The 26,182-nt window shown below is 65.2% G+C and carries 21 protein-coding genes and 1 pseudogene; all 22 read right to left on the bottom strand.

All coding sequences use genetic code 11. The features are described from left to right. Window positions 1–18 precede the first annotated feature (18 nt). Entirely contained in the window at window positions 19–537 is a 519-nt protein-coding gene (locus tag HU752_RS01865) for a hypothetical protein (protein ID WP_186684322.1), read from the bottom strand. Window positions 538–665: 128 nt separating this feature from the next. Beyond that, window positions 666–1,010: a hypothetical protein gene (locus tag HU752_RS01860; protein ID WP_186684230.1), complete on the bottom strand. Its 345-nt coding sequence runs from the start codon at window positions 1,008–1,010 to the stop codon at window positions 666–668. A gap of 25 nt (window positions 1,011–1,035) precedes the next feature. After that, window positions 1,036–1,341, bottom strand: a complete 306-nt coding sequence (locus HU752_RS31675; protein WP_225920095.1) for a hypothetical protein — start codon at window positions 1,339–1,341, stop codon at window positions 1,036–1,038. Between the two features lie 177 nt (window positions 1,342–1,518). Then, a complete protein-coding gene (locus HU752_RS31670; RefSeq protein WP_225920094.1) occupies window positions 1,519–1,749 on the bottom strand; it encodes a ShlB/FhaC/HecB family hemolysin secretion/activation protein in 231 nt (76 codons plus the stop codon). 74 nt (window positions 1,750–1,823) lie between these two features. Then, window positions 1,824–1,913: pseudogene (locus HU752_RS31870) on the bottom strand (hypothetical protein); the annotation flags it as partial. Between the two features lie 271 nt (window positions 1,914–2,184). Then, window positions 2,185–7,404 carry a dermonecrotic toxin domain-containing protein gene (locus tag HU752_RS01850; RefSeq protein ID WP_186684237.1) on the bottom strand — a complete coding sequence of 1,740 codons (5,220 nt, stop codon included), beginning with the start codon at window positions 7,402–7,404 and terminating at the stop codon, window positions 2,185–2,187. A gap of 70 nt (window positions 7,405–7,474) precedes the next feature. Continuing rightward, complete coding sequence (pgaD, locus tag HU752_RS01845) at window positions 7,475–7,990, bottom strand: poly-beta-1,6-N-acetyl-D-glucosamine biosynthesis protein PgaD (RefSeq protein ID WP_186684238.1); 516 nt, start codon at window positions 7,988–7,990, stop codon at window positions 7,475–7,477. Between the two features lie 2 nt (window positions 7,991–7,992). Then, complete coding sequence (pgaC, locus tag HU752_RS01840) at window positions 7,993–9,342, bottom strand: poly-beta-1,6-N-acetyl-D-glucosamine synthase (RefSeq protein ID WP_186684240.1); 1,350 nt, start codon at window positions 9,340–9,342, stop codon at window positions 7,993–7,995. A 3-nt stretch (window positions 9,343–9,345) separates the two neighbouring features. Continuing rightward, entirely contained in the window at window positions 9,346–11,343 is a 1,998-nt protein-coding gene (gene pgaB, locus HU752_RS01835) for a poly-beta-1,6-N-acetyl-D-glucosamine N-deacetylase PgaB (protein WP_186684242.1), read from the bottom strand. A 12-nt stretch (window positions 11,344–11,355) separates the two neighbouring features. Continuing rightward, complete coding sequence (pgaA, locus tag HU752_RS01830) at window positions 11,356–13,836, bottom strand: poly-beta-1,6 N-acetyl-D-glucosamine export porin PgaA (protein ID WP_186684251.1); 2,481 nt, start codon at window positions 13,834–13,836, stop codon at window positions 11,356–11,358. A 191-nt stretch (window positions 13,837–14,027) separates the two neighbouring features. Then, on the bottom strand, window positions 14,028–15,539 hold the full coding sequence (locus HU752_RS01825) for a YdgA family protein (protein ID WP_186684253.1): 1,512 nt from the start codon (window positions 15,537–15,539) through the stop codon (window positions 14,028–14,030). A 219-nt stretch (window positions 15,540–15,758) separates the two neighbouring features. Next, the gene (locus tag HU752_RS01820) at window positions 15,759–16,394 is read right to left on the bottom strand and encodes an NADH:ubiquinone oxidoreductase subunit N (RefSeq protein ID WP_186684255.1); all 636 of its coding nucleotides are present in this window, start codon (window positions 16,392–16,394) and stop codon (window positions 15,759–15,761) included. 100 nt (window positions 16,395–16,494) lie between these two features. Further along, window positions 16,495–17,943, bottom strand: a complete 1,449-nt coding sequence (locus HU752_RS01815; RefSeq protein ID WP_186684257.1) for an efflux transporter outer membrane subunit — start codon at window positions 17,941–17,943, stop codon at window positions 16,495–16,497. Beyond that, window positions 17,940–18,854 (bottom strand): efflux RND transporter periplasmic adaptor subunit, encoded by a 915-nt coding sequence (locus HU752_RS01810; protein ID WP_186684259.1) that lies wholly within the window; start codon window positions 18,852–18,854, stop codon window positions 17,940–17,942. Before HU752_RS01810 ends, HU752_RS01815 begins: the two co-directional genes overlap by 4 nt. Beyond that, entirely contained in the window at window positions 18,851–19,060 is a 210-nt protein-coding gene (locus tag HU752_RS01805; protein WP_010447385.1) for a DUF1656 domain-containing protein, read from the bottom strand. The genes HU752_RS01810 and HU752_RS01805 overlap by 4 nt, the downstream gene beginning before the upstream one ends. After that, a complete protein-coding gene (locus HU752_RS01800; protein WP_186684261.1) occupies window positions 19,057–21,141 on the bottom strand; it encodes an FUSC family protein in 2,085 nt (694 codons plus the stop codon). Before HU752_RS01800 ends, HU752_RS01805 begins: the two co-directional genes overlap by 4 nt. Then, the gene (locus tag HU752_RS01795) at window positions 21,138–21,551 is read right to left on the bottom strand and encodes a MarR family winged helix-turn-helix transcriptional regulator (RefSeq protein ID WP_186684324.1); all 414 of its coding nucleotides are present in this window, start codon (window positions 21,549–21,551) and stop codon (window positions 21,138–21,140) included. Before HU752_RS01795 ends, HU752_RS01800 begins: the two co-directional genes overlap by 4 nt. 132 nt (window positions 21,552–21,683) lie before the next feature. Further along, window positions 21,684–21,929 carry a DUF2789 domain-containing protein gene (locus HU752_RS01790; protein WP_186684263.1) on the bottom strand — a complete coding sequence of 82 codons (246 nt, stop codon included), beginning with the start codon at window positions 21,927–21,929 and terminating at the stop codon, window positions 21,684–21,686. Window positions 21,930–22,345: 416 nt separating this feature from the next. Continuing rightward, entirely contained in the window at window positions 22,346–23,290 is a 945-nt protein-coding gene (locus HU752_RS01785) for a sulfotransferase family protein (protein WP_186684265.1), read from the bottom strand. Then, window positions 23,278–24,066, bottom strand: a complete 789-nt coding sequence (locus HU752_RS01780; RefSeq protein WP_186684326.1) for an aspartyl/asparaginyl beta-hydroxylase domain-containing protein — start codon at window positions 24,064–24,066, stop codon at window positions 23,278–23,280. Before HU752_RS01780 ends, HU752_RS01785 begins: the two co-directional genes overlap by 13 nt. Further along, on the bottom strand, window positions 24,063–24,665 hold the full coding sequence (cysC, locus tag HU752_RS01775) for an adenylyl-sulfate kinase (RefSeq protein ID WP_186684267.1): 603 nt from the start codon (window positions 24,663–24,665) through the stop codon (window positions 24,063–24,065). Before cysC ends, HU752_RS01780 begins: the two co-directional genes overlap by 4 nt. After that, a complete protein-coding gene (locus tag HU752_RS01770; RefSeq protein ID WP_186684269.1) occupies window positions 24,646–26,163 on the bottom strand; it encodes a TolC family protein in 1,518 nt (505 codons plus the stop codon). The genes cysC and HU752_RS01770 overlap by 20 nt, the downstream gene beginning before the upstream one ends. Window positions 26,164–26,182 lie beyond the last annotated feature (19 nt).

The raw sequence follows: 26,182 nt of genomic DNA, 5'->3' as shown, positions 1-26,182 counted from the left end.
AAGGTCGTGCAACTGCCGCTAGAAATTGTCCATGGCATTGCACATCGAAGCCTTCGCCGTCTGCGGCGCCCCGACGGCCTGCAACTGTCCCTCACTGCCGCGCAGTTCATCCAGTTCGATCCGGCACGCTCCGGCCGTGGTTGCCCGCAGCAGGTAATCCGCGCCGGGACGGGGTACGAAGGTCAGGGTGCTGAAGCACTGCCGGGCGTAGTGCTGCTGGGCCAGGAAATGCAAGGCGATGGGTTTGTTCGCCGCAATGACCAGCTCCGACGAAACGGCATCCACCAAGCGGGGTGCCACACCTGGCATGCCCAGACGTTCGCCGTTACGGTCGGTGAAACCGGACTGCGCCGAGACCATCACGCCGGCGCCCGGGCTCGTCCAATCCAGGCAGTTGCGTCCGGGCACCGCCCGCACCATACCGTCGCTGACGACGCGTAGGCGGGCCGTTTCACCCACCTGCGGCGAGGTATAGGCGGTCGAGAACGACCGAACATTGGACAACTGGCCACAGCCGCTCAGCAGTAGCAGAAGCATGGCAGGGGCAATACGTAGAGTTTTCATGGGCAAGCGACTCGCTGAGTGCCTGTTCACGGCCGGTTGCGTTCGGCTCACACGCCGTAGCGCACCCCAGCGGATGAGCAGGCTTGAGAAAGACAAACCTGTCAGGGCTGGCGGCAGTTCTGGTTGACCGACAGGTTCGGCGCCGGCTCGAAGCTCACGCGCTGCAAGCCATCGGCGCCCTGGAAGAGGAAATACTTGATGCGACAGTCCTTGAACATCGGCGAGTAGCCTTCGGCCCTGAAACCCTCGCCCTTGACCTCCCTGGTCACGGTATTGTTGCGGCTCACAACGGCGAGCACCTGTGGATAACTATCTCCCATCTTCACCCCCGGCTCGCCGGTGGTGGACATCGACGAGGCGCAGCCGCCGAGCCCGAGAGCTGCGCAAAGTGCGATCGCAATCAAATAACCATGACGTGCCTGGTCGACGTTGTTCCTGTTGTTCATTGCCCACTCTCCATCCATAGAATCTTTATCGACGACCTTTGCACACCGGCAGTTCGGCAACGCGTTCCATCTTGCAAAGATCCAAGTTGTCCCGCCGGGAAAAACCGGCGTCCTTCATACAGTAGAAGCGCGTGAGTTGTACCTCAATAGGGTCTCTGTCCCCCACTCCGTCGAGATTACGGTACCCGCAGGCACGCATGGCGCTCTTGACTGCCTCGACGGATACGCCCTCTTTCCTCCATTCAGTAAAGTCTGGTGGTGGCGGTTGAAAAGGTGTGCAGCCGACAAGCGTTAATGCGCCCAAGCAGAAGAGCAAGTTGCCCCTGGTCATAACGCTCTTCCTCAAGGTTTGACTTTGACATAGTGTGCCCTGCCATCAGGCGAGTCCCCCCAGTAGACCCGACATTCAATGCCGCCGTTGCCATAGCAGTTGTGAACCGTATTGTCGCCGCCCAGCACTCTCGGTACTTCCCAAGCAGCATTACTGCCAGGCGGTATCGTGCCGCAGCTATGACCGTCGACGTGCAAGCCGCTCTGCCCGAACTGGGCCATACAGTACTTGGTCTGCTGGGTTGCGGTGGACAAGCCTGAGGTCGAGGGTATTGGTCCCAACGAGTTCACGATGGTTGATCGCCGCCAGCCAGCCGGGCATTCGTCGCCTCTGGACCTCAATCTCGGTGTCGTCGATGAAGTTGCTTGAGGTTCGGCTCCAGCACTGTTGCCAATAGCCGTAGGGCACCGAGTGATGCAGGGTGCCCCCCTGGAGCCGCGATCACTACTCTGTCCGCCGCCCAGGTCATGGTTGAGGCTGATGTAGAAGAGGTCGTTGAGAGTGGCCAGGTTGTCCAGCGACTCGGCCACGCTGCCCTGATAGTTGCCGGTCTGCCGGCTTCCGGGGATCATCGACCGACAAGCTGACTCGCACCGGCAGCGCCTGCTTCCAGGCGATCACTACGTCACTCTCCATCCACTTCTTGCGCCGGAGTGATCTGCACGTCGGCCTCGGCGGTCGGGTAACCCCATCGGCAGTAGAGCATTGAAAGACATTTCTCATCCCTGTGAGTGAAACTTTTCCTGCAAGCGGGCGGTTGGGCAGCACAAGGATGAGAAAGTGCAAAATGAAAATTCGAAAATGTGACGCGGTAGACACGGGTTCGCATCTGGCAATCGACACTCACTGTACCCGGATAAAGAACACCACGATCCGCTGCGAATCCGGCACCCGCTGCAGGCCGGCGACCAGCTTCACCAGCCGCCCCTGCTCCAGCGCCGCCCTGGCCGGTTGCAGCCGGTCGCTGTGGCTGATCGAGCGGGTGTCGACCAATCGGCGCAACCAGGCATCCGACAACTGTACCGGCGCGCCGCGGGAACGGAAAAACTCCAGCGCATCATTGCGCGTCCATTTGAGCAGGAGCAGATAACGGTACTCGGACGCCGGATGGGTGCACTCCAGGTTGACCGAGAGGAAGGAGCGCCCCTTGGGTATCTCGTTGACCACGAAGCCATGCTGCAGAAGGATGTCTCTCACCGCCCGCTCGGTGTGCAGTGACAGGTCCATGACCCGGTGCCGCCCCTCGACATCGAAGAAACGTGGATTGATCACGTGGGCAGGCTCGAAATCCAGCCGGGAAAAGCCTGCGCTCCCCTCCGGCAAACCGATGCGAAAGTAACGCTGGGCAGCCCGGCCATCCAGTTCCCGCAACAGCACATGCAGGTCGACACCCCGTGAACCCCAGGTTTCCAGCGTGCGCTTGAGGGCCACCATACGGCTGGCGGTCACCGCCGCGCTGCCGGTCTCGGAGCGCTCGATCAGTCGATTGAGCGTGCGGGTTCGGCTGCCTGCGCTCATGTGCCCGGTCAGTGGTTCGAGAAGCTGCGGTCCGGGCACCTCGAACAACGGCGCGCGGGGCGTCCAGACGCCGCTCCGTGGATCGAAACTCACCGGCAGTGGCTGCTGGTCCAGGTGGGACCACCAGTGTTCGAAATCGCTCAGGGCCAACTCGGCCAGCGGGCCGGGACGCCTGAGGAAAACGATCTCGGACTCGATATCGGAACCATCGGCCAGCAGTTCGAAGTAGCGGTCATCGAGTTTCAACAGGCGGGCATTGCTGCTCCGGTTTCGATACAGGCCCCTGCCTGGCGGCAGCTCCACCACTTCGCTGTCTGCCAGTGCCAGCCCCCAGGCTCTCCAGTGGGAGGATGAAGCAGCCGGCCGACGGCTCATCCACTCCAGTCGCGACATGGCGACCGGCGCCGTTGATGGCGCAGGTACCGCCTCCCAGGGGCGGTGGAAGAAGCCGCGACTGGGGCCCGGCTGCGGCTCGGGAGCATCGGCACGCAACAGGTGCTCTCCCGACTCGCGGATGTACAGGATCAGCTCATTCGGCTGTTCGGCGGTTTTCTTCAGACGCAAGGCCGACTCGCCCTTGGGTCGATAGACCTCGTAGCGATGGTGGCCATCGCTGATGAACTGCACACCCTCCTTCACCTGGCTGCCGGCATTGACCGGACCGTGTAAAGGCACAGCACCCTCCCCGGCGATGTTCGCGGCATAACCCGGGAGGGCAAGCGCGGGGCGAGCCGTCGTGTTGAACTTCGCCAGGGCGCCCCGGCCCTGCAGCAGACGCCTGCGGCTGATACTTTTCAGGGCCGCACGTGCCCAGGCCCCCAGGGCAACCCGTGCCGGCCGAGCCGCCATGGCGACCGGGTAGAGGGTCGGTGCAATATCCACCAGGGCCATGTGCATCGCCTTGAACAGCTCGAAGGCATCACGCGGATCGCCACTGCGGGAGAACTGGCGCAAGGCCACGGCACTGTCGCGGATATTGACGGCAACACTGATACCCGGCACCACCGACAGCACCCTCAACCAGTAGGCCGTGCGCTGTTCACGCTCATGGGTCTCGCGCTGCTGCGACAACTGTCGGTTGGACTGGGATACCACCCTGGCACGTTGCTGGGCCCGCAACACCAGGGCATGGGCAAGGATCAGCGTCAGGTCCGAACGCCGGGTCCTCTCCAGGCGCAGCCAGTGCCCGGGGTTCTGCTCGATCTCGCGTCGCACCTCCTGTTTCAGTGCCTCAGGCCCCGGAAATGGCTGCTCCACCTCACTGTGCCACCAGCTCTTGATGAGTTTGAACAGCCAGCCGGGCTTGGCCGCCAACAGCGGATGGGTCAGCTCAGGTACCGGCTCCGGCAGCTGATCGGCTGGCGGACAGGTCATCGAGACAGCCGGTTCGGCGGGATACTCCTCGATGACCTGCGCCGCCCAACCCACCGACAACCGTTGCGCAATGTCCTCGATCCGCTGCAACGCCTGCTCGTGGTCGACCAATCCCTGCTGGGCCGCTGCCAGGCCGGGATACTCGGTCAACACCTGGGCATGCGGGGCACCTGGCAGATAGACCAGCGTCAGGCCGGACACCTTGTCGCGGATCGCCACGGCATTGCCAACATGCCGGGCCTTGGCGAACGCCCGCCCGGCGAAGGTGAGGAAGTACAACTCCGGTGCCGGACCGTCATTGCGCGGTTGCAGGCCGCCCCCCTCGTCCAGCGCCCGCTCGAACAACCGCGCGGCCTGCTCGCCAAGCCCCTGTTGCCGCGCACTGAACAGCTCCAGGCGGGCCCGTTGACGTACCAGGCGCGCCAGCAACTGCCGTTCGAAAGCCGGTACGGCTTCACCCCGGGGATCGTCGATACCGTAGAAGGCCTGGTGGATCAGCGTGTCGTATTGCCCGCCCAGGTCAAGGTTGGAAATGCTCGAAATCAGGTAGTCGGGCGTCAGGCGCTCCTGCCAGGCCGGGTCCAGGATCCGCCCATGCTGCAGCCGCAGCCGGGTGGCGGGGGCATGCGGGTCGAGGTTCTCCAGGGCCAGTTGCAGGAAGCTGTAGCGCCGGCGTTGCGGACTGACCTCCGTCTTTGCGGTGGAGCCACCGGCCGGACTTTCCGGGTGCCCGACCCACACCCGCTCGACGCGCTCGGGCAGGTCGAACAGCGGCTTGTCGATCTCCAGGCCGGGATGAAAACCGTCCCGCTCGAGCCGCTCGATGAGCTTGGCCCGGGCGAAGTCATCCAGGTCCGGCAGACGCTGCTCCAGGCGTTGCGTCAGGGCCTGCACGCTCAACAGGTAATGCCTCAGCAGGCGGGCATAGCGCTGGCGCAGGACAAGCGGCGCCTGTGCCAGCCACTCGGGCAGCTCGCGGGCCTGCGCCGCAGTCAGTTGCAGGGCAGCCAGGTTCTCCAGCGCCCGTTCACGGGCGTCATGCCCGGGAACACGCAGGTTCTGCTCCAGCTCATGGGCAAGCATCTGCAACGAGCTGCGGGCGTCACCGATTTCCGAGAAGGGCCGCAGTCCCCCCTCGATCGCCCGGCAGATCCGCAGGTGTTCCTCGATCTGCTGTTTCACGCCTTGCTGCCAGGCGTCCTTGGCAATGACCTGATAGTGCACCGGGACACCCGCGCCCGGCGCCAGCTCGCGCAGCCAGTCACGCAGCTCGCCGCGCCGCTCGCGGGCAATCAGTGGCCAGAGGCTTTCGCATTCGGGGTCAAGCAGGGTCAGGCCGACTCGCTGTGACAGGCTGTCGAGGCTCACGAACGCCTCGAGGCCGCCCAGGTCCCCCGGAACGAACAGCAGTGCCGCGGTATTCAGCCGAGGGTCGGCCAGCGCCTCGCGGGTGCAGATGACACAGGCTCCCGTCAACGCCCAGGGCGCTCCCCGGGGCCCCACCGCGATACTCGCCACCTGGGTCTCGGAGACGACACGGGGTTGCGCCAGCAGCGCCGCAGGCAGCACATCGAGCAGCCGCTCCAGCTCGGCTTGCCCGAACAACCCGAGCTGGCGCTGCATCCGCGCCTCATGCAACAGGGCCTGGCAACGGCCATTGGCAAGCCGGTCGGCCAGCTCGACACCCAGTTCGTCCTTGCCGCTCCAGAAGGATGCGCGGGCGTAGCCGTCCCGATCGACCAGCAGTTTTCGGACCTTGTCCACCTGCGCAAGCCAAGGCTCATGGTCATCCAGCAAGCCCTTGGGCGGCGATGCCTCAATCTGCCCAAGCAACCCCAACAGGCCACGCTCCTGCTCGCGAACCTTGTTGTGGCGCAAGCGCAGGGGGATGCCGGCGGCCAGGCTGCCAAAGGTGATCGCCAACATGCCGCGCCGCTCATCGCTGCGCAGCAATCGCGCGAGTAACGGCCGAATCGCCGGCAGGTGGGCCAGGGCGCAGCGCGTCTGTTGCATGGCCTCCACCGCCTGCAACGGCATCAAGCGCCCGACCGGGCTCGACTGCCGTGGCAACAGATAGGCCGTATTGATCAGCAATGCCCCGGCCCATTCGTTGGCCAGCTGTGTATCCAGCCGGCCCAGAGCGCTGTGGGCCAGGGCATCGTCGTCCAGCGGAGCACACGCCAGGAAGCCATATGGCAGGGCGGCCGGGTCCGCCTGGCCGAACAGTTCATGCCGTTCCTGCACGGGCAGCAATTGCCAGGCCGCATAGTTGCCCGGTGCGTTGAGGTGCCTCGGGAGTTCACGCTGCAATTCGGCAAGGCTGCTGAACTCGAAGAACTCCTCGGCAACGCCCGGCACGAACACCACCTGCCGACCCCGGGCATCACTACCGGAGCTCCACAGGTGCAAGGCACCGCTGAGCACGGGGGCGGTCGGGCCGATACCTGGCCAGGCCAGTTCCGCCACCAGCAGTTTGGCCCAACGCCCGCCGGCCAGCCCCCGGAGGTGGGCAGACGGCGCGTCCAGCAGTCCCATCAGCATCGCTGTCGCCGTGGCGGACAGCACACCTAGCCCCTGTGCCAGCAAGGCCTTGTCGTGAAACATCAACCTGTGCAGCTCGACCACTCGCTGCCGACGGGAAACGTGGCAGCCATCGGCCGGCTGCTGCCAGTAGTCGTGCAGGGTGGTAGTTATCCTGGAGGCCAGTCCCAGCGCCTTGAGGCGCTCCAGCATCTGGGCGGGGGTCAGCGCCGGAATGCCACCCGGCTCGCCAGCAGGGCTCAGCACCACTCCCGATTCCAGGGACAGGAACGGATTGCGCAGCAACGCCAGGGCGACCTGCACCAGATTGCGGCTCGTCGGTTCGTCACTGTCACCCGCCGGCACGCCGAACAACAGGTGCTGCGGGTCATGCCCGAAGGTTTCGCGCAGCAGTTGCCCGAGCACGACACCGATCCGTGGCGCCCGCTCCAGCAGGCGCTTGAGCTCGCGTTGATGGTCGAGTGCACGGTTCAACGCCTCCTGGAGCCGATTGAGCGAAAGGCTGGGATGCGGCGAAGTGGCAAGGTGCTCGAGCAGTCGCTCTTCGAAACGCTTGAGCAGTACGCTGTCGGGCGCAGGTAATATGGCCGCTGCCCCGCCGTTGTCCGGGGCCTGCTGGAGGCTCTCCATGAGCTTTCCCTCTTTCCATGGAAAAGGGAGAAGCCTAAGACGCTAGCGCCCGCGGCCAGGCACTAGATAGTTAGCCTTGCGGCTTGCCATCACCCTCCGACGGCAGGCGGATCACATGGGGATGGGCCGGCGGTGCCAGCGGCGACGGCTGCTCGCCCGGGTCGACCCGGTACAGGTGGGTGATCACCTCGCTCACCCCGCCATGCTCGTCGTTGTGCACGATCATCGAACCCGACTCGCGCATCCGCGCGAACTTGTCCTCGCTGAGCCGGAAGCTGCGGCTCAGGCCATCATCGCCGACCACCGGCGGTGCCAGGCGGCGCTGGGCGAACCCACGACTCTTGCGCTGCTGGTAACGGGCCCAGGCGATCAGCAGCGCGGCATTGAACAGCGCCACCCACAGGTAGATCTGCAGGGTGTCGAGGGCCTTGAAGAACGAGATGTCGATGCGCGGCCCCGCATGCCCGTCGAACAATGGCACCAGGCCTTCGATCAGCAGGTACAACAGTCCCGCCCAGGCCAGCAGGGTGAACAGCGTGTCGATGATCACCATGAGCGGGTGCTGGCGGGTCTTGATGATTTTCATGATCACACCTTCTGCTTGTCGCCATCGAACGGCTTGATGCCCCGGTCCGGACTGACCCAGCGGGCCCGCTTGCCACCCTGGCCGAACAGCACACGGGGGAAGCTGACCAGGGTGGTGAACAGGCTGATGAGCCAGAACACCAGGGGGTACCAGACCACCCAGAACATGATCTTCCACAGGTCTCGCTCGTAACGGCGATCAATCAGCACGCTGACCGCGAACTGCCCCAGGCAGACCACCGCCAGCAGCAACCCGGTAAAGGCCGGGGGCAGGATCCGCTGCACATTGATCGCCGCCGGCAGCTCGATGAACAGTCCCAGCACATAAAAGATGATCGACAGCACGAAGGTGAACGCCCAGCCGGTCGACAGGCAGTACTCGAACAGCAGCGGCCAGAGGTAGCGATGGCGCCAGTGCCAGATACCGCGCACGTTCTTGAACAGCACCTCAGCGCCACCCTGGGCCCAGCGCAGCCGCTGTTTCCACAGCCCGCGCAGGGTTTCCGGCATGAGAATCCAGCACAGCGCCCGCGGTTCGTAGAACACGCTCCAGTGGTCGAGCTGCAGTTTCCAGCTGATGTCGATGTCCTCGGTGATCATGTCCGGGCTCCAGTAGCCGACCCGGTCGAGTGCCGTGCGGCGGAAGGCACAGACCACCCCGGAAACGGTGAAGATCCGCCCGAACACCCGCTGCGTGCGCTTGATCAGGCCGATGATCGAGGAGAACTCGCCGACCTGGACCCGCCCGACCAGGGTCGAGCGGGTACGGATCCTGGGATTGCCGGTGACCGCGCCCAGCCGAGGGTTCTGCAACAGTGGCGCCACCAGGTAGGCCGCGGTATGGGGCGCCAGCAGCGCATCGCCATCGATGCACACCAGGTACTCGCTGCGGGCCGCCACCGCGCCCATGCTCATCGCTACCGCCTTGCCCTGGTTCTGCGCCAGGTGGATGACCCGCAAGCGCGAATCCTTGAGCGCCAGCTCGTCGAGCATCTGCCCGGTGTTGTCGCTGGAGCCGTCGTTGATGGCGATCACTTCGATGTTCGGATAGTGCTGGGCCAGCGCCGCGTCGATGGTCTCGACGACATTGTCACCCTCGTTGAAGCAGGGGATCAGGATCGAGATCAGCGGCTCGCCCGGCAACGGCGGCGGCAGGGTGTCGGCCTCCCATGGCCAGTGCCGCTCCCAGTGCAGCCAGAAATACAGGCCGCCGGCCATCCACAGGCCCGACATGAACAACGGGTAGAAGAACACGAAGTCCATCAGGAATTGCCCGGTGACCAGGAAAATCACGCCCAGGGGAAAACCGAGGACGAGTGCCAGGACGATCAATGCCAGAATGCGATCGATCATGATCTAGGGATTCCACTTGTTGGAGAGTGCCGGGCGCACGACCTGCAGCGATGGACGGCCATCGAGGAAGTTGTCCGGGTAGTAGCCGAAGCTGGTCACGCCCTTGCGCTTGAGCAGCCCCATCCATTGCACCAGTTGTTCGGCCTCCAGGTCCTGCGCCGGCTGGTTGCGCCAGTCGCGCGCCTGCAGTTCGAACACCGTGCGCTCGAGGGCACCGGGCCGTTGCCTGACCTTGTCGGCCAATGCCTGCAGCCAGTCGTCCGCCTGTCGCTCGCCCTGCCCCTCCATCAGCGGCATGGCCATCGGGGCGGTCCAGTCGTAATTGGCGAGGAAATCGTCGAGGTTCTGCGCGAACCAGGCTTCGCTCTGTGGGTCCAGCACCGGCTCGGCGAACAGGTTGCGCGCCGTCTGCACCTGGGGCCCGCGAATGGCCCGGACCTTGGCGGTCAGCTCGCGGGTGAAGTCGACCAGGTAGCGGCTCTTGAAGCGCGTCCAGCGCTGCAGCGTGGCCGGGTCATCGCGCAGGGCACCGATACCGCCGGGCAGGCCGGCGCCGGCGTAGGCCTGCAGCGCCCGTGGGCTGGCGTCCTCGAAGTCGGACAGCACGGCATCGTCGTGATAGAGGATGCCGTCGACCGAGGTCAGCCGGGCCAGGTCCTCGTAGATCTCGCCAATGATCCGCCGTACCTCGGGGTCGAACGGCGACAGGCGCCGGTATTGCTTCGGATCGACCGAAACCTGGCCGGTGGCCGGGTCCCAGCGGGTGACCCGCGGCAGTTTCTCGTCCAGGGCGAAGCTGAGCACCGGCATCCAGGCGAATACCTGCACATGGGCGCGAGTGCGCAACTGCCAGGCGACCCGGTCGAACAGGTCGGCGCGCACCGGCAGGTGACGGTTGGGGAAGTACAGCGAACGGGCCAATCCATCGCCCGTCGGATCGGCGAAGGCCTGCAGGAACACGGTGTTGGCACCCAGGTCGGCCATGCGCTGCACCAGCCGGCCCAGGTTGGCCTCCTGCTGGGCAGGGTTCGGATCGTAGACGTTGTCCAGGTCGACGTGCACCACCCGCATCGGTACATGGGCCTGTATCGCCACGACACTGCCGGCGAAATGGACAAGATCCGGATCGGAGGACACCAGCAGGCGCGGGCTGTTGAGCAACTGGTCGAGGCTGTCGATACCGTCGTCCAGGGTCAGGGCGATCTGGTAGCCCTGGCTTTCGATCACCTTCAACGCCGTGCCATCGGCGACGCCGTAGGGCCAGACCCAGACCCGCGGCGAATAACCGGTGGCCGCGCGGATCTTCTTCGAGATGGCGACCACGTCGGCCCGCAGGCGCGCCTGGAAGTCCGCCTCGCTCTCATAGCGGCCGGTCTTGGCGTCATAGCGACGGGTCGCCGCCGCCGGTTGCAGATTGCCCTGAGGGTTGGCGAGCACGCCCTGGTGGCTGGCGTCGGTGTGGGCGGCGATTTCCACCAGCCCGGAGGCCGCCACTTCGCGGACCTGGGCCCAGGTGAGGAACTGCGAGCGCGGGCGCAGTTGGCCGGCGAAATCCACCGGCTTGTCCGCCGGGGTATCGATCCACACGCCGACCGGCGCCAGCACAGCCGGCCAATGGTAGCTGCGCAGGATCGGCATCACCCGGGTATAGAAGCTCGAGTAGCCATCGTCGAAGGTCAGCAGCACGGCCTTGGGCGGCAACTCGGGTCCGCCACTGCGCGCGGCGAGGATCTGGTCCACGGTCACCGGCCGGTAGTGGTTCTCGCGCAACCAGGCCAGTTGCGCAATCAACCGTTCGGTACGGACCGCGACGACTTCCTGGTCGGGATCGCGGTCCTCGATGTCATGATAGGTCAGGCTGAGGAAGTGGTTCTTCGGCCACGGTGCCTCATTGGCCGGCACCGGTCGCTGCGCCGGGGCGACGAACTCGGCCGGTTTCTGTGCACAGGCGCCGACCAGCAAGGCTCCCAGCAACAGGATGCAACGCGTGATCACAAGCATCATCCACCTCGGCTAGAAGCGGTAGGTCAGGTCGAAGATCAAGCGCACGTCGCGCTCGCGGTTCCCGTCATAAGGTCGGCTGATCCAGCTCAGGTTGGCCCCGGCCTCGAGTACATCGTTCCACATGAACCGCTGGCCGTAGCCCACCAGGGCAACCCCGCCCGTGGAGTAGCCACGCTGGCTGTAGCTACCGGCACCGATCTGGAACTGTTGGCTCCACCGGGTTTCGTAACGGTGATACAGCACATGGTTGATGTTCACCGTCGGCAGCACGCTGAAGTCGGACTTGGGATTGAAGTACGGCACGTCCTCGCTCTTGCTGTTATGGCTGGCGCCGACTTCCAGGCCCAGGTCCACTTGCACGTGGGCGTTGCTGTAGAGGCCCTCGCGCCCGGTGAGCAGGTATTCGGTACGGTTGTTGCCATCGCTGAAATGCGATGGGGTGACCGCCACCTTCCACTCACGGCTTTCATTGGCGCGCCAGCGCAGGAAGGCACTGGCCGAGTTGGCACTGATGTCGTTCTTCAGGGCCCGCAGCGGGGTCGCCGCGGCCAGCCGCTCGAGGCTGCCGCCGTACTGCCAGTGATCGTCGATATCGAAGGCCGCCGCCACGCGCGCACCGAGCTTGTTGCCATAACCGTAGGACTGGTTGGAGATCTCCGCCTGCAGGGTCATGTCGCGGGAACGGTTCTCCACGCCCAGGCGCTGCCAGCGGCGCTGGGCGTCGCCTTCGGTGAAACGGCCGAAGGCATAGCCGGCGCCGGCGAACAGCCGCCAGTTGTCATTGATCGGCGGGCTGTAGAGCACGCTCTCGATACCATAGTCACGACTGCCGGTGACCGCGCCAGCCCCACTGCTGCCACCGCCGAAACTGCGGCCGGTGTAGCCCTCGACCCGCAGCTCGGCCATCTCGTGGACCTGCCGCTCGCGGGCCAGGCGCTGGACCTGCTGGCTCTCCGGATACCGCGCGACGACGTCGTCGGTCAGCACATCGAGCTGGCGCCACTCCTGCAGCGCCAGCGCGGTGTTGGCCTGGGAAAGCTCCAGGCCCAGGTCCCGTGGTGACGCGCTTTCGGTTTCCTTGTTCAGGCTCTCCGCCCGCCGTGGCCAGCTGCGGGCCAGGTAGACGTCGGCCTGGGCCACTCTCACGCCTACGTTACCCGGTGCCTGCTCCGCCAGGGCGTCGAGCTTCTGCTGGCTGCCGGGCAGATCGCCGTTGTGCTGGCCCATCTGGGCCGCCAGTTGCTGGGCGTCGACCCACTCGTCATTCGACACGCCGACGGGCTGGCCCTTGAGTTCGAGCCGGGCCTGGGTGGTACTGGCCAGGTTGTCGGCAACCTCGCGGGCCTCCTCCGGCCGGTCACTTTCGATCAGGGCATAGGCCAGTGCGGAAGTGTCGTCCACCCGATCGGCCGGATCGGCGTCAGGTGAGGCGAGTACCTGGCGGTAGAGTTCCGCCGATTTCTCCGGCTGGCGCAGCCCCAGGTAGGCCGCCGCTACCCAGCGCTGGGCGTAGGTCGGGATCGTCACCCCTTCATCGAGCAGTTTCTGCTGTTCGCTCAGCACCTCGGCGTTGCGCGAACGGGCCTTGAGAGCCCCGAGGCGATCAAGGCGCCAACGCACCCTGTCGTCATGAGCCTGGGGGTCTGCCGACCAGGCGGCAAACAGGCGGTCATAGTCGGCCAGGGCCCGATCGGCCAGGTCGAAGCGCTCCCGCTCGGTCCGGCTCGGCCGTTCGGCCAGGCGTACTCGCTCTGCCGCCAGTTCGCCTTCGAGGCGCCGGGTCGCGGCCGCGTCGATCAGCCCGGGATGCCGCTCGGCCAGGCGCAGGGCCGGCTCCGGCAGCCGCGCCCGCTGCAGGGCGAACACGTATTCACGCAGGACCTGGGGTTTGTCCGGAGCCCGGGCATAGGCCTGGTCGTATTCGAACAGGGCGTCGCTGTCCGCGCCCGAGCGGGTCAGGGCATAGCCCAGCGCCATGCGCCGCGACGGATCGCCGGGCTGGCGGGCAACCTGTTCGCGGGCACGGCGGATCGCGTCCTGGGGATTGCCGTCATCGGCCTCGGTCACTGCCAACCCCAATTGCAGGTCGGCATTGCCCGGCTCGCGCTCCAGCGCCTGGCGGTAGACCCGTTCGGCATCATCCCAGCGCTTCAAATTGCGATAGGCACGGGCCACGGCGCCCAGGGCCTGGGACGGCAAGGCGCGGTGCACGCCCTGGGTTTCGTAGACGCTGACCACCTCGGCATCCAGTCCGGCCCAGCTGGCGATCTGCAGGTGATCGCTGACCTGGCCAGCCGATTGCTGTGCCGGTGGCACTTGTCGCAGGAAGGTCAGTGCCGGCGTATAGCTGCCGTCACGGGCCTGGCGAATCAGTTGATCGTAGGAAGTATCGGCCAGGGCGGTGAGCGGCCAAAGCAGTTGGCTGCACAGTGCCACGCCCAGCAGCGGGCGTAATCTGCCACCTGGGCAGAACAGGGCATTACGCGGCATATCGTTCAATTCCCGAGTGACAGCCGGATTCCAATGCTCCTGCCTGAACCAGACACGCAGGACGCAACCTCGCGACAGCGACCGGAACGAACAGTTCCGCTGTCTTTCAGGAAGGGTAGACGAAAAAAAAGGATGCAGGATCCGAAGTGGAGTGGGCATCGACCCGGGCGGTCGATGCCACGATTGGAGCGTTACTCGGCCGCTTCCGCGCCACCCAGGCCACCGGCCTTGGACATGATCAGGTTGATGAAGTCTTCCAGCGGCATCTTCTGCCCGTTGAACTCCACCTGGCCTGCGGCATAGTGCAGCTTGGAGACGATGTCCATGCCCTCGACGGTGGCCATTTCGGTGGACAGCGCCATGGTGCCGGCCATCTCACTGGTCATCGAGGCCTGCTGGGCGATCAGCTTGGGATCGGTCTGGCCTTCGAGCTGTGCCTGCACGCCCGCGAGGTCGGCAATCATCGGCTTGGACAGCGACAGCTTGGCGTCCAGTTGCGAGACCAGTTGCTTGCCCAACTCCAGCGGTGGCAACTCGGTGGACGACGGGTTGTCCAGGTTCACCTGCAGGTTGAAGCGGCTCTCGCCATTGGCGGTCTTGAACGAAAAGTTCTCTACCGCGATCTGCGGTTTGCCGGCCAGCAATTTCTTGATGTCGGCCTGGGCCTTGATCTGCTGCTCGGCGCTCAGCTCGGGCACCGCCGGGACGTCTTCACCCTGGGCGGAGGCCTGTTGCATGGCCTTCAGCTCGGCCTGGTACAGCTCGGTCAGGGAACGGACCGCCGGGATATCCAGGTTCTTCGCGCTCAGGTTCAGTTTCGCACTGCCCACCGACTTGCCGTTGTAGCCGATATCACCGACGGTGTAGTCCAGGCGGCCAGCCAGGACGTTGCCATTGGCTTCCAGCAGGTCTTTCTGCTCGAAGTCCTTGACCGTCACCACCACCGGTTGTTCACCGTAGGTGACCTTGGCGTTGCTCAGTTCCAGGGTGTTGCCGCCCAGGTAGAAACCGAAGTCGCTCTTGGTCAGGTCGCTGGCCACGGTGAAACCACCGAGCTCGACCGAAACCAGGCCGTCTTCCTTGGATTCGCCGGAGATCTTCAGGCTGTTCATGTAGCCGTTGGCCTTGATCTTCGCACCCTTCTCGGTGCCGGCCACGTTCAGGTTGAGCCCGGAGAACTTCACCGAGCTCTTGTCATCCGGCGCGAAGTCCAGCGGGATCAGTTCGATGTTGCCATCGACCGCACGATCGTAACCCAGGGCGACCACGCCCTTGAGCGGCGCGGCGCCCTTGGCGGCCTCGAACCACTTGGCGGTCAGCTCGTTCTTTTCCAGCTCGTAGTTGCTGTTGAGCATCACCGGCGCCAGCTTGAACGACTTCAGGCGCGACAATGGCAGCGGACCGTGCTCGATGTGGTCGACGAACAACAGTTCGACGTCCTTGTTCTCTTCGCTGAGCTGCAGGTTCTGCAGCTTGAGCCGGTAATGCGCAGTGCTGGTGAACAGGTTGCGCTCCAGCGACACCAGTTCAATGCTCGCACTCGCGCCGCCACTGTTCATGGCTGTCTTGAGTTGGGCGTTGGCCTCCTGGATCGAGGTGTTCAACACACCCTCCAGTTGATTGCCGGTGTACCAGGCACCGGCGGTGCTCACCGCACCGACCACGACGACAAACCCTAACAGCAAGCCTGCTGATTTATTCATGAATGACCCGATCAGATATCCGTTGTGTTGAAAAATGCTGGTCTTCCCTGAACCCTTGACCGGGTTCGGCTCGACGGCGCCCCGAAAGCGCGCAGAGTATCATTTGCACCAATACGGACGCACCTGCCCGCCCCACGTCGACATGTGACACAGAGAGCAAAAATGCACGGAAAGCGGCCCGCCACCGGGCGGCGGCGGGCAGAATGGGCAAGTGAGGACTCAGGAGTACTGGTGTTCCATCTCGTCCAGTTGATGGTCGAACGTCTTCAGCCGGGCGGTCCAGGTGTACACCAGCACCTCGAAATCGCGGTTGATCACCACGCCATCCGGCGAGTCGTTGCGCGGGTCGCAGACATCCAGCTGATAGCGCTCGCGGGCCATGGCACTGGCCACGTCCGCCAGCTCGCGGGCGTTGTTCAACCAGTGGCGCTCGTCATGGGCGACTTCCCGGTCGAGCTTCAGGCATTGGCTCTTGAGGGTCTCCAGGCTTTTTTCCAGGGGGGTACCGGTCAGTTCGCCCATGACCTCCTGGAAGGTCCGCCCGGGCTGCCAGTAGCTGCCCCAGAAATAGCGGTCGAACACGGTTTCGACCCGCCGCAGGGCGACCTTGGTGTCCCAGACCAGAACCAGGGTCTTGCTCTGCGACAGCTGTCGTTTCTTGATCTGCTGGGTCTGGTAGGTAGCCCAGGCCACCACCACGATCGCCATCACCGCGATCAGGGCACTGACGCTGTCGAGGAACACCAGTGCCTTGTCGATCTGGTGGGCGAGCATCACGCCATAGAAGTACGCCGCCGACAGCAGCACCAGGGCGACCACTGCACACCAGAAACCGGGAGCATAAGGGTTTTTCATTATTAGAATCCCCATCAGGCCACGCCGGCCGCGCCAGGGGATTCACCCGAAGCCCCGAACCAGCGGCGGCCAGCCGCTAATTCAGAGCATAGCAATGGACTCAGGGTTTGGCGGGTTGCGCAGGTGGCGTTCGTCCGCTTTCCCAACCACCGCCCAGCGCCAGGAACAGCTCGATCTGACTCATCGCCACTTGGGTGTTGGCCGAGGCCAGCTGCGCGCGCATGTCGGTGTAGGTGCGGGTGGCCTGCAGGTCGGCGAGGAACGAGGCGCGCCCGGCGGTGAAGAAGCGGTGAGTCTGCTCCGCCGCCAGCTTGGCCGACTGTTCGGCATCGGCCAGCGCATCGCGGCGGTCGAGTTGCGCGGTGTACTGGGCCAGGCTGGTCTGGGTTTCGCGAATGGCGTTGAGCACCACACCGTCGAAATGCGCCAGCACGCCCTGGGTCGTCGCCTCGGCTTCGCGGATCCGCGCCCGGGCGCCGTTGGTCGGTACGGTCCAGCTGATCGCCGGGCCGAAGCCCCAGCGATTGGTCGACGGCTCGCCAAGGTCCTTGGCGAAGCCGACCGTGCCGATGGTCGCGCCAATGCTGATGTTCGGGTACAGCTCCCCCGTGGCGACGCCGATCCCGGCGGTTGCCGCCGCCAACCGACGCTCGGCCTGGCGGATGTCCGGGCGGCGCTTGAGCAGTTCGGCACCGTCACCCACCGGCAGCAGCTGGGCGATGTGCGGCAATTGCGCACAATCGGCGACGCCGGCCGGTAGTTGGTCCAGCGGTTTGGCCAGCAGCATCGACAACCGGTAGAGGCCGGCCTGGCGGGCCGCGGTGTAGCGCGGCAGCTCGGCGCGCAGCGATTTGAACTGGGTCTGCGAACGGGTGACCTGGGTCTCGTCGCCCCGCCCGGCGTCACGCAGGCGCTTGGTCAGCTCGGTACTCTGCGCTTGCAGGTCGAGGGAGTGCTCGGCGATCTCGCGTTCTTCGTTGGCCGCGCAGATCTGCGTGTAGGAACGCACCACGTCGGCCACCAGGGTGATCCGCGCCACATCGCCCGCTGCCTGGGTCGCATCGGCATTGGCCTTGGCAGCCTCGACGCCACGCTGCAGCGTCCCCCACAGGTCGAACTGGTAGGACGCGGACAGCGAGATATCGGCGACATTCGCCACCGGGACCTTCTCCGCCAGCAGGAACGCCTGGCCGGACTCCTGCAGGCGCTGTGCGCCGGCCTTGATCCCGGCGCTGAAACCACCGGCCGCCTCGGCCTCTTCCACCTGGGCACGGGCCCGTGCCAGGCTGGCCGCGGCGACCCGCAGGTCGGTGTTGGCAGCCAGCGCCTGTCGGACCAGTTCGTTCAGTCGCGGGTCCTGGTAAAGCCGCCACCAGTCGGCCGGCACCGGGGCCGAGACGACGTTGTCGCTCTCGCCGGCGATCGAACCTTGCAGGTCCTTGCGCTGCATCGCCGCATCACCCGGCAGGTGATAGTCCGGACCGACCATCGAACATGCCGACAGCAACAGGCCCATGCCCAGGGTCGTGACCTTTGCCAGCGGTTTCATTTCGAGGCCTCGGGCTTGGCTTGCGGCTTGGCCGAGTCCTTCGCGGCGTCGTCGATGATCGATACGGTCGCCGTACGCCCGGCGATCATGCGGAAGTCCTGGGGTACCTCGTCGAAGGCGATCCGCACCGGAATCCGCTGGGCCAGGCGCACCCAACTGAAGGCCGGGTTGACGTTGGGCAGCAGGTTCGAGCCGCTGGTGCGATCACGGTCCTCGATGCCGGCGACGATGCTCTCGACATGACCGCGCAGGCGGGCATTGTCGCCGATCACGCGGATATCCACGCTCTGGCCGACGTGAATGCCGTCGAGTTTGGTTTCCTCGAAGTAGCCGTCGATGTGGAACGACGCGCTGTCCACCACCGACAGTACCGGACGGCCGGCGGTGACAAACTCCCGATCACGCGGCGCGCGGTCGTTGACGTAGCCGTCGACCGGGCTGCGGATCACCGAACGGTCGAGGTTCAGTTGCGCGGCATCCACCGCCACCTTGGCCTCGGCCAGGGCCGATTCGGCGCGGGCCACCTTCGACTGGCTTTCTTCCAACTGCTCGCCGGGCACCAGGTTGCCCAGGCCACGGTTACGCTTGTTCTCGCGCTGCGCCTGGGCCAGGGTTTCCTGGCGATCGGCGACGGCTGCCTGGGCCTGGCGCAAGGCCAGCTTGAAGCGGTCCTGGTCGATGCTGAACAGCACCTGGCCACGCTTGACCGGCTGGTTGTCGCGCACCTGCACTTGCTGGATCAGCCCGGAGACATCCGGGGCGATCTGCACGATATCGGCACGGATATGCCCGTCCCGGGTCCAGGGCGCGAACATGTAGTACATCACCATGCGCCAGATCACGAGACAGGCGAAGGCCACCACGAGCAAGGTCAGGACCACGCGGCCAATGGTCAATATAGGTTTTTTCATGTCATCAGGTATCGACTGAACGAATCCACAACGCCCAGCAACAAAGCGTAGAGACCGACGTTGAACAATGCCCGGTGCCAGACCAGGCGATAGAAGTGGATGCGCGTCAACAACCCGTGCACCACGAGGTACAAGCCATAGGTGATGCCCATCAGCACCAGTAGCGTGGGCAGGAACACCCCGCTGATATCCACGTCACCGATCATAACGGCACTCCATTGATCCCATAGGGCACGTTGTCCGACTGATCGCCGCTGTCGACGAACTCCACGCCGGGCAGCAGCGCCAGACGCAGTCCGCTCAGGGCGTGCAGCAGGTGCAGGCGGGTTTCGCCGTCATCCAGCCCCTGGGAACTCAGGGCCCGACGCGTGCGGTCCAGCGTCATCAGCAAGGGCGCGGGTGCCGGCAGGCGCTCGCGGGCCTTGAGGCAGGCGCGGAAATACTCGCCGACCTCTTCCACCACCTGCCTGAGCAGCACGTTGCCCACGCCGAGTACACGCGGGGTGTAGGCCAGCAGGTCGAGCAGGTTGAGCGCGACGCGCAACTCGCGCAGCGCCGCACCGGTGTCCTGACCGGTCAGTGCCAGGCGCGGCAGGTGCTGCATCAACCGGTCGAGCATCTGCACACCCATGTGCCGGTGCTCGGCCAGGGTCGCAGGCTCGGTCAGGCGGACGATGTCGCGCCAGCTGAAACGGGTCAGGCGCTTGCTCGCCAATTCGGCGCCGAAGGGTCGCACCACCAGGGTCCAGACGAAGGCGAACAGCAGGCCCACCGGACCCGCCAGGTTGGCGTTGGCGAAATTCAGGAAGTCGGCGTCATAGGCCCCTGAGATGCTGATGAAGGACGAGGTGTTGACGATGGTCAGCAGGGTGCCGAGGTAGAACGCCGGCTGCAGCGTCAGGGTACCGACGCAGATGAACGGCACGGCGAACGCCAGTACCAGCATCGGGAAGTCGTGCAGGTTGGGCAGCACCACGAACAGGTAGAGGCTGGCGAAGATCACCGACAGCGCCGTCCAGAAGAAGAAGCGGTAGATCTGCGGCGCCGGGTCGTCCATCGCGGCGAAGAAGCTGCAGGCCACGGCGGCGAGGATCACGGCACTGGCGCCGTCGTTCCAGCCGGTCAGGATCCACAGCACCGAGGCGACGGCGATCGCCAGCACGGCGGTGCCGGCCGAATAGAGCATCAGGCCACGATCGAGAAACGGCGACAGGCGCGCCAGCCGCCAGTGCCGGTAGACCGCGCGCCAGTTGTCCTGGCTGTCGCACTGGATGGCATATTGCAGGCTACGCAGGTCCTGCCACAGGTCGATCCATTCGCCAAGACGATAAAGCGCGTTGGAAAACAGCAGTTGCCGGCGGTCATCGAGTTCGACGGCACTCGGCTGCAGGCTCTCGAGCTGGGCGCGCAGGGCCTGCCAGTGTTCGGTCGGTGCTGCGCGGCTGGTGCTTTCCAGCCAGGCCTGGGTCGCCTCCAGCAGCGGCTGGAACCGCGCGACCAGTTCCGGCGTCCGCCGCTCCAGGGCGTACAGCGCGTCGTCCAGGGCATCGACAACCGGCAGCAGGTGGATCATCCGCCCACGCAGCTCCTTGGCATTGCGCACGGTCTGCGGCCGGGCCCCTTCGTGGCTCAACTGGCCGATCATCGGCTCCAGGCTGTTGAAGGTCGCGACCATGGCCGAGCGCAGCGCACTGACTTCATCGGTCTGCAGATTGCGCGCAAGGAATTTCTGGCTGTAGCTGGACGCCGAGCCGAACCACCTGCCAGCGGCATCGAGCAATACCGGCGCCAGCCGGCGCGGCCAGAACATGCTGCCGACCACTGCGGCAACGACGATGCCGAGAAAGATCTCCTCGGTCCGCGACACGGCGATGTCGAACACGTTGAGCGGGTTGTCCACCACCGGCAGGGCGATCATCGGCATGGTGTAGCCGGCCAGCATCAGCGCGTAGCTGTTGGCGGTGCGCAGGTGCAGTGACAGGAACAGCAGGGTACCGGTCCAGAGCGCAACCACCACGGCCAGCAGGAACGGGGTCTGCACGAACAGCGGCACGAACAGCACGGCCGCCGCCGCGCCGATGAAGGTCCCGACCGCCCGGTACAGCGCCTTGGAGCTGGTCGGGCCGACGAAGGGGCTGGAGACGATATAGACCGTCGCCATCGCCCAGTAGGGTCGCGGCATTTCCATGATCAGTGCGATATACAGCGCGATCATCGAGGCGGCGAAGGTCCGCACCCCGTAGAACCAGTCGCGGGCCGGCGGCATGCCTGTCCAGAAACCTTTCACGAATCGGCCACTCCCGATATGTGTCCGGCGGCCTCGAAGGCACGGATCACCCGCAGCGACGCTTCCAGGTCAGCCAGGGGAATGCCGCCCAGCACCTCGTGGCGCAGGCGCACCAGCTGCTTTTCGATATCGTGGAACAAATCCTGGCCGCTTTCGGTCAGGCCGAGCGTCTTGGCCCGGCGATCACTGGGATCCTCGGTGCGCTGCACGTAGCCGGCACCGCACAGTTGATCGAGCAGACGCACCAGCGACGGACTCTCCATCCCGGCGATCTGCGCCACGGTGACCTGGCGTACGCCCGGCCCCATGCGACCGATGATCAGCAGCGGCATGGCGCAGGCCTCGGAGATACCGTAGTTGGCCAGCGTGGTCTGGCAGACCCGCCGCCAATGGCGCGAAGCGAGCACCATACCGGTGCAGATGCTCTGCTGGAGCTGTTCGAGATGCTTGGACACAGGAGGATTCGCATAATGTTAGTTTGCTAACTATCAATATCGCGCATCGATCAGGATTTCGTCAAGTCTTGAAACAAATTTGTGATTTCAGCCGCCTCGCCCTTTCCTCAGCAACACATTCAGTTGGTCGATCACCTCGGCCCAGTCGGCATCCTTCAATACTTCATTGCGCAGGAAATCGGCTTGGGCCTTGCTCCAGAAAAACGCATCGGCCAGGTGCAGCTCCGGCTTGAGCGGCGAATGGGAGGCAATGAATTGATCGATGCTCACCGCGTCGCTGGGCAGGCCCAGTTGTTCAAAAAGAGAGGTGAGGCTGTGGGTCGGGGAATCCATGGAAATCTCCAGTTATCGGGGGGAATATCGGGGCACGGCGTTGCGACATGCCCGTACCCATCAATGGATGGGAGGAGAAACACAAAGGTTCAGCGGCATGTTGCGAACACCCGGAGGATGGCACCACGACCGGCCATGAGTATGAGTCTAGGCCGTCCGGCGCCGAGTGCATCTGAAACCAGGTGGGAGTCCGCACGCTTGTGTCCTTGAGCGGACTTGAGTGGACGATGAATACATGAACAGGCTGGAAGCGTGGCGAGTGGGCTTGCCCACGCTGGGGCGCGTAGCGGCCCTAAAACCAGGCGACGCGTTCTGCCAGGAAGGTTGCATCAGGAGGGTTTACGGCTGCCATGCAGCCGAGCGCGGCGGTGCGGCGTCCCGACAAGCCCGCTCGCCACAGGCAGGCCGTATAGTCGCTACCGGGGAGCACTGGCCTGGCGCAGACGCTCCAGGGCCTGGTACGGGGCGTCAGCCCAGAAACCGACGCGTTCCTTGAGCCGCTCGGAAGCCTCCCGGTGCTTGTCCTCGCTGTCGGGTACGAAGGCCTGGTCAGGCTGCTTGGCATGCTGCCCGGTCACGGCTAACGCCTGGCGGCGCTGCCGGGCGTCAAGACCGAAGCACTCGCCAAGGTGAGCTTCCAGCGCCAGCGGCAGTTCGTGATAGTTGACCGGCAGCCCGCCAAAGGCCCGGCAATGCTCCTGCGCCAACTGGAACAATCGCCCCAGGCGCGCGGCGATGTAGTCTTCCCGAGAATCGTCCTGGCCGGGCGTGTCCAGGCAGCTTGCACCGATCATCCCCGGGACCATGTGCATGCCCGCCCGACGCCAATGGGAAACGGCGATTTCCAGCGGGTCGCGGTACACGAACAGCCACGGCGTGTCGGGGAAACACTCGCGCAGCAGCGGCAGCTCGCCAATGTTCCAGGCATCGAGCTTGATCACCAGCGCCCGCTCGCCGCCGCGCCGACGTTGGCCGTAGGCCGCCAGCAGGCCGCGCAAGGCGGCACGACGCTCGTCGGCATCGAGTGCGGCACGCAGCAGGCTGTCCAGCGCCGGCGGTTCGCTGATGACGATATGATCGTCCAGCTGCACCAGCATCTGGCTGAGCAGGGTCGAACCGCAACGCGAGGCGTGATAGATGAACGCGCTGGGCGCGACGGCCGGCGTGCGCCATTCACTGAGCGCCGCCAGCGGGGTTTCCCGCCGAAACGCCTGGTTGAACGGCAACCGCAACGCCTCGTCCACCGCATCGCAGAAGAACGGCTGCACCAGCTTGCGTTCACCAAACCAGCACCAGTCCACCCGCCAGTCGCCGGCCTGCTGCCAGAGACGGATCGGCAGCCAGTTTTTCAGAAGCTCCATTGTCGGCTCCAGGCATTGCGCCCCTGGCGCATCGCCGCACGCAGGTCCTCGCGACCGAAGCGCAGGCCGCGCTCGGAGGCCAGCGCCAGCGTGCGGGCAATGAAGGCTTCGCTGTCGTCCAGGCCCTGCAGCGCCTCGCACAGCGCCGGCTCGCTCTCCAGCAAGGCGCGAAAGCGCGCGAGATCACCGGCGGCACGACCGACGCCGGCGGCCGGCGTAGTCGCCAGGCCGGCGACAATCTGCTGTTCCAGCCAGGCCTCGGGAAGACAGTCGAGTACCAGGTGAACGCGTTCGCCCTCTCCCCAGTTATCGACGCTGTGCGGCCGGGCCAGGTCGAGAAACCACAACTCGCCGGCCTTCATCGGGATGCGCTGGCCGTCGAGCATGAAATCCACGCCGGGCGGGCTGAGCAGGGGAATGTGCAACCGCCGGTCCGCATCCGGCGCACCGAGGTCGTAGTCGCGATGTTCATGGATGCGCCCGCCTGACCCCAGGCGCAGCAAGCGGGCCGAACGGATCGATAATGGCAGGTCGAGGGCTCTCGCCCAGGCCTCATCCTGCAGCCAGGGATCACGTGCGACTGCCACGCCTGAACCATGGGCCAGTTCGCTCAATGCGTCGGCTGGCGAAATCAGCGCCACCCCACTCCAGTCACCCTCGTAGTAACCGGTATTGAAGTGGGCCTTCCAGGCCTGTGCGGGAATACGCGAAAGCGCCTGCAACAGTTGAGGCAGGTCCACCGCAAGCGGCAGGCGGGAAAAGGCAGGCTGGCTCAGACAATCACCCCACGGCCCCGTAAATGTTCGAGCAACTGAGCGACGCAGTCCTGCACGGAGAAACGCCCGGTATCCAGGATCAGCGCCGGCGAATCGGGGATCTCGTAGGGCGCGGAGACACCAGTGAAGCTCGCCAGCTCGCCACTTCGGGCCCGGGCATAGTTACCCTTCGGGTCACGCGCCTCGCAGACCTGCAACGACGCACTGCACCAGACTTCATGGTAATCCTCGCCCAGACGCCGGGCGAACAGCTCACGCTGCCGGGCCTGTGGCGCGATCATCGCCAGGATCACGATCTGCCCGTTGTCCACCAGCAGGCCGGCCAGCTCACTGGCCCGGCGGATATTCTCCTGGCGATCGCTTTCGGCGAACCCCAGGTCGCTGTTCAAGCCACCGCGCAAGGCATCGCCATCCAGCACCAGGCACTGCAGACCACGCTCGAACAGCGTGGCCTGCAGTGCCTGGGACAGGGTCGACTTGCCCGCTGCCGGCAACCCGGTGAGCAGGATGGCGGCCCCCCGATGACCGTTGCGGGTCTCGCGCTGCAGCCTGTTGACGCTCGCCTGCGGCGCCAGCAGGTTACTGCTGCGTCTTGGCATTGGGCGCTGGCGTACTGATGTTCCCCGCCGCCCACTGCGACTCGCGTGCTGCCAGGGCACCGGCAATGGCCTCGACCTTGGTCGAGGAAACCTCAGGCGGCAGTGGATCCAGGCCGGCACTGGCGAAGATCTGCCCGTAGGCATTGCGCAGGTCGGCATAGGCCAGGTCGCGACGCAGGTCGGCCTGCAGGTTGTTCAGCTCGCCCTGGATCAGCTCCAGTTCGCCGATGCCTGCCGCCTGGTGACGGTTACGCAGTTGGCCGACGATCTGCCCGTCGATGTTCGACAGCTTCTGGCTGGTCTTGAACTGGCGCAGTGCCTCGCGGTAGTTGGCGTTGGCCACGTAGAGCTGGGCCAGCACGGCAATCGACATCGCCTGGCGCCGGGCGCCCGCGACTTCCTCGCCAGCCTTGGCCACGTCGATGGCCGCCGGGGCGGAGATCACGTTGAACAGGTTCCAGGTGACCTTGACGCCGTAGTCGGCCCACTTGTCGTTGACCAGGAACGAGTTGCTGTCGTAGTGCCCACCGGCCGAGAACTCCAGGCCCGGCAGCAGGCGCAGCATGGCCTTGCGGGTCTCGTTGGCGCTGATGCGGGTCTGGTAGTCCTGCTCGCGCAGCTCGGGCCGGCTGGCCAGGGCTTCCTGCTCGAGCCTGGTCATGTCGACCTTGAGCTCCGGAATCGAATAGTCGTCCGTGGTCGCCAGGGTCAGGTTGGTGCCCAGCGGCAGGTTGATCAGGGTCGCCAGTTCGGTCTTGGCCAGGGTCAACGCCCTGCGCTGTTCCTCCAGCTGGCGGGTGGCCTCGATCAGCGCACGCTGGTAGCCCAGGGCCTGGATCGGGTCGCCGATGCGCTGGTCGCTCATCTGCTGGCTGTTGTTCTGGGCCGCCTCGACCCGTGCCATCAGGCTGTCGATCTGCTTGAGCAGACGCTCGGCCGCCACCGCCCGCCAGTAGGCCGAACGCACGTCCTGGACGATGGTGTTGATCACCTTGCGCCGGCGTTCCTGGACGATCAGGCGCTGGTCACCCTGCTGCTTGGCGTTGATGTAGCTGACGCCAAAGTCGAGTACGTTCCAGACCATGGTCAGGTCGGCGACACGACGGTCGCGATCCTGGGAAGTCGACGGTTCCAGGGACTGGCTGCCGGTCTCGACACTGCGGCTACTGGAAGCACTGACGTTGTTACGCCCGGCATAGCCGGCCGACAACGCCATGCGCGGCAGCATGTCGAAGCTGGCGAGGTCCAGCTGACGCTTGGCCAGGGCCTCCTCCATGATCTTCAGCCGGCCTTCGAGGTTGTACTTCACCGCGCGGGCCATGGCCTCGTGCAGGGTCAGCGGGCCCTTGAGTGGCTCCTGATCCTTGTACATGTTCTGCAGATCGCTTTTGGCCCGCTGCTCGCTGACGCTGCGATCGATCGGCTGGCTGGTGACGGCACAACCACTGACTACCAGCGCCAGCAGGCTGACGCTGAACAACTTCTGACTTCTTCTCATCCCTAGCATCGCCCCTGAC

It is taken from the genome of Pseudomonas vanderleydeniana, from assembly GCF_014268755.2.
Taxonomy (GTDB): Bacteria; Pseudomonadota; Gammaproteobacteria; order Pseudomonadales; family Pseudomonadaceae; genus Aquipseudomonas; species Aquipseudomonas vanderleydeniana.
Note: the sequence above shows the minus strand (reverse complement) of the source record. Positions and strands in the feature narration are given on the sequence as shown.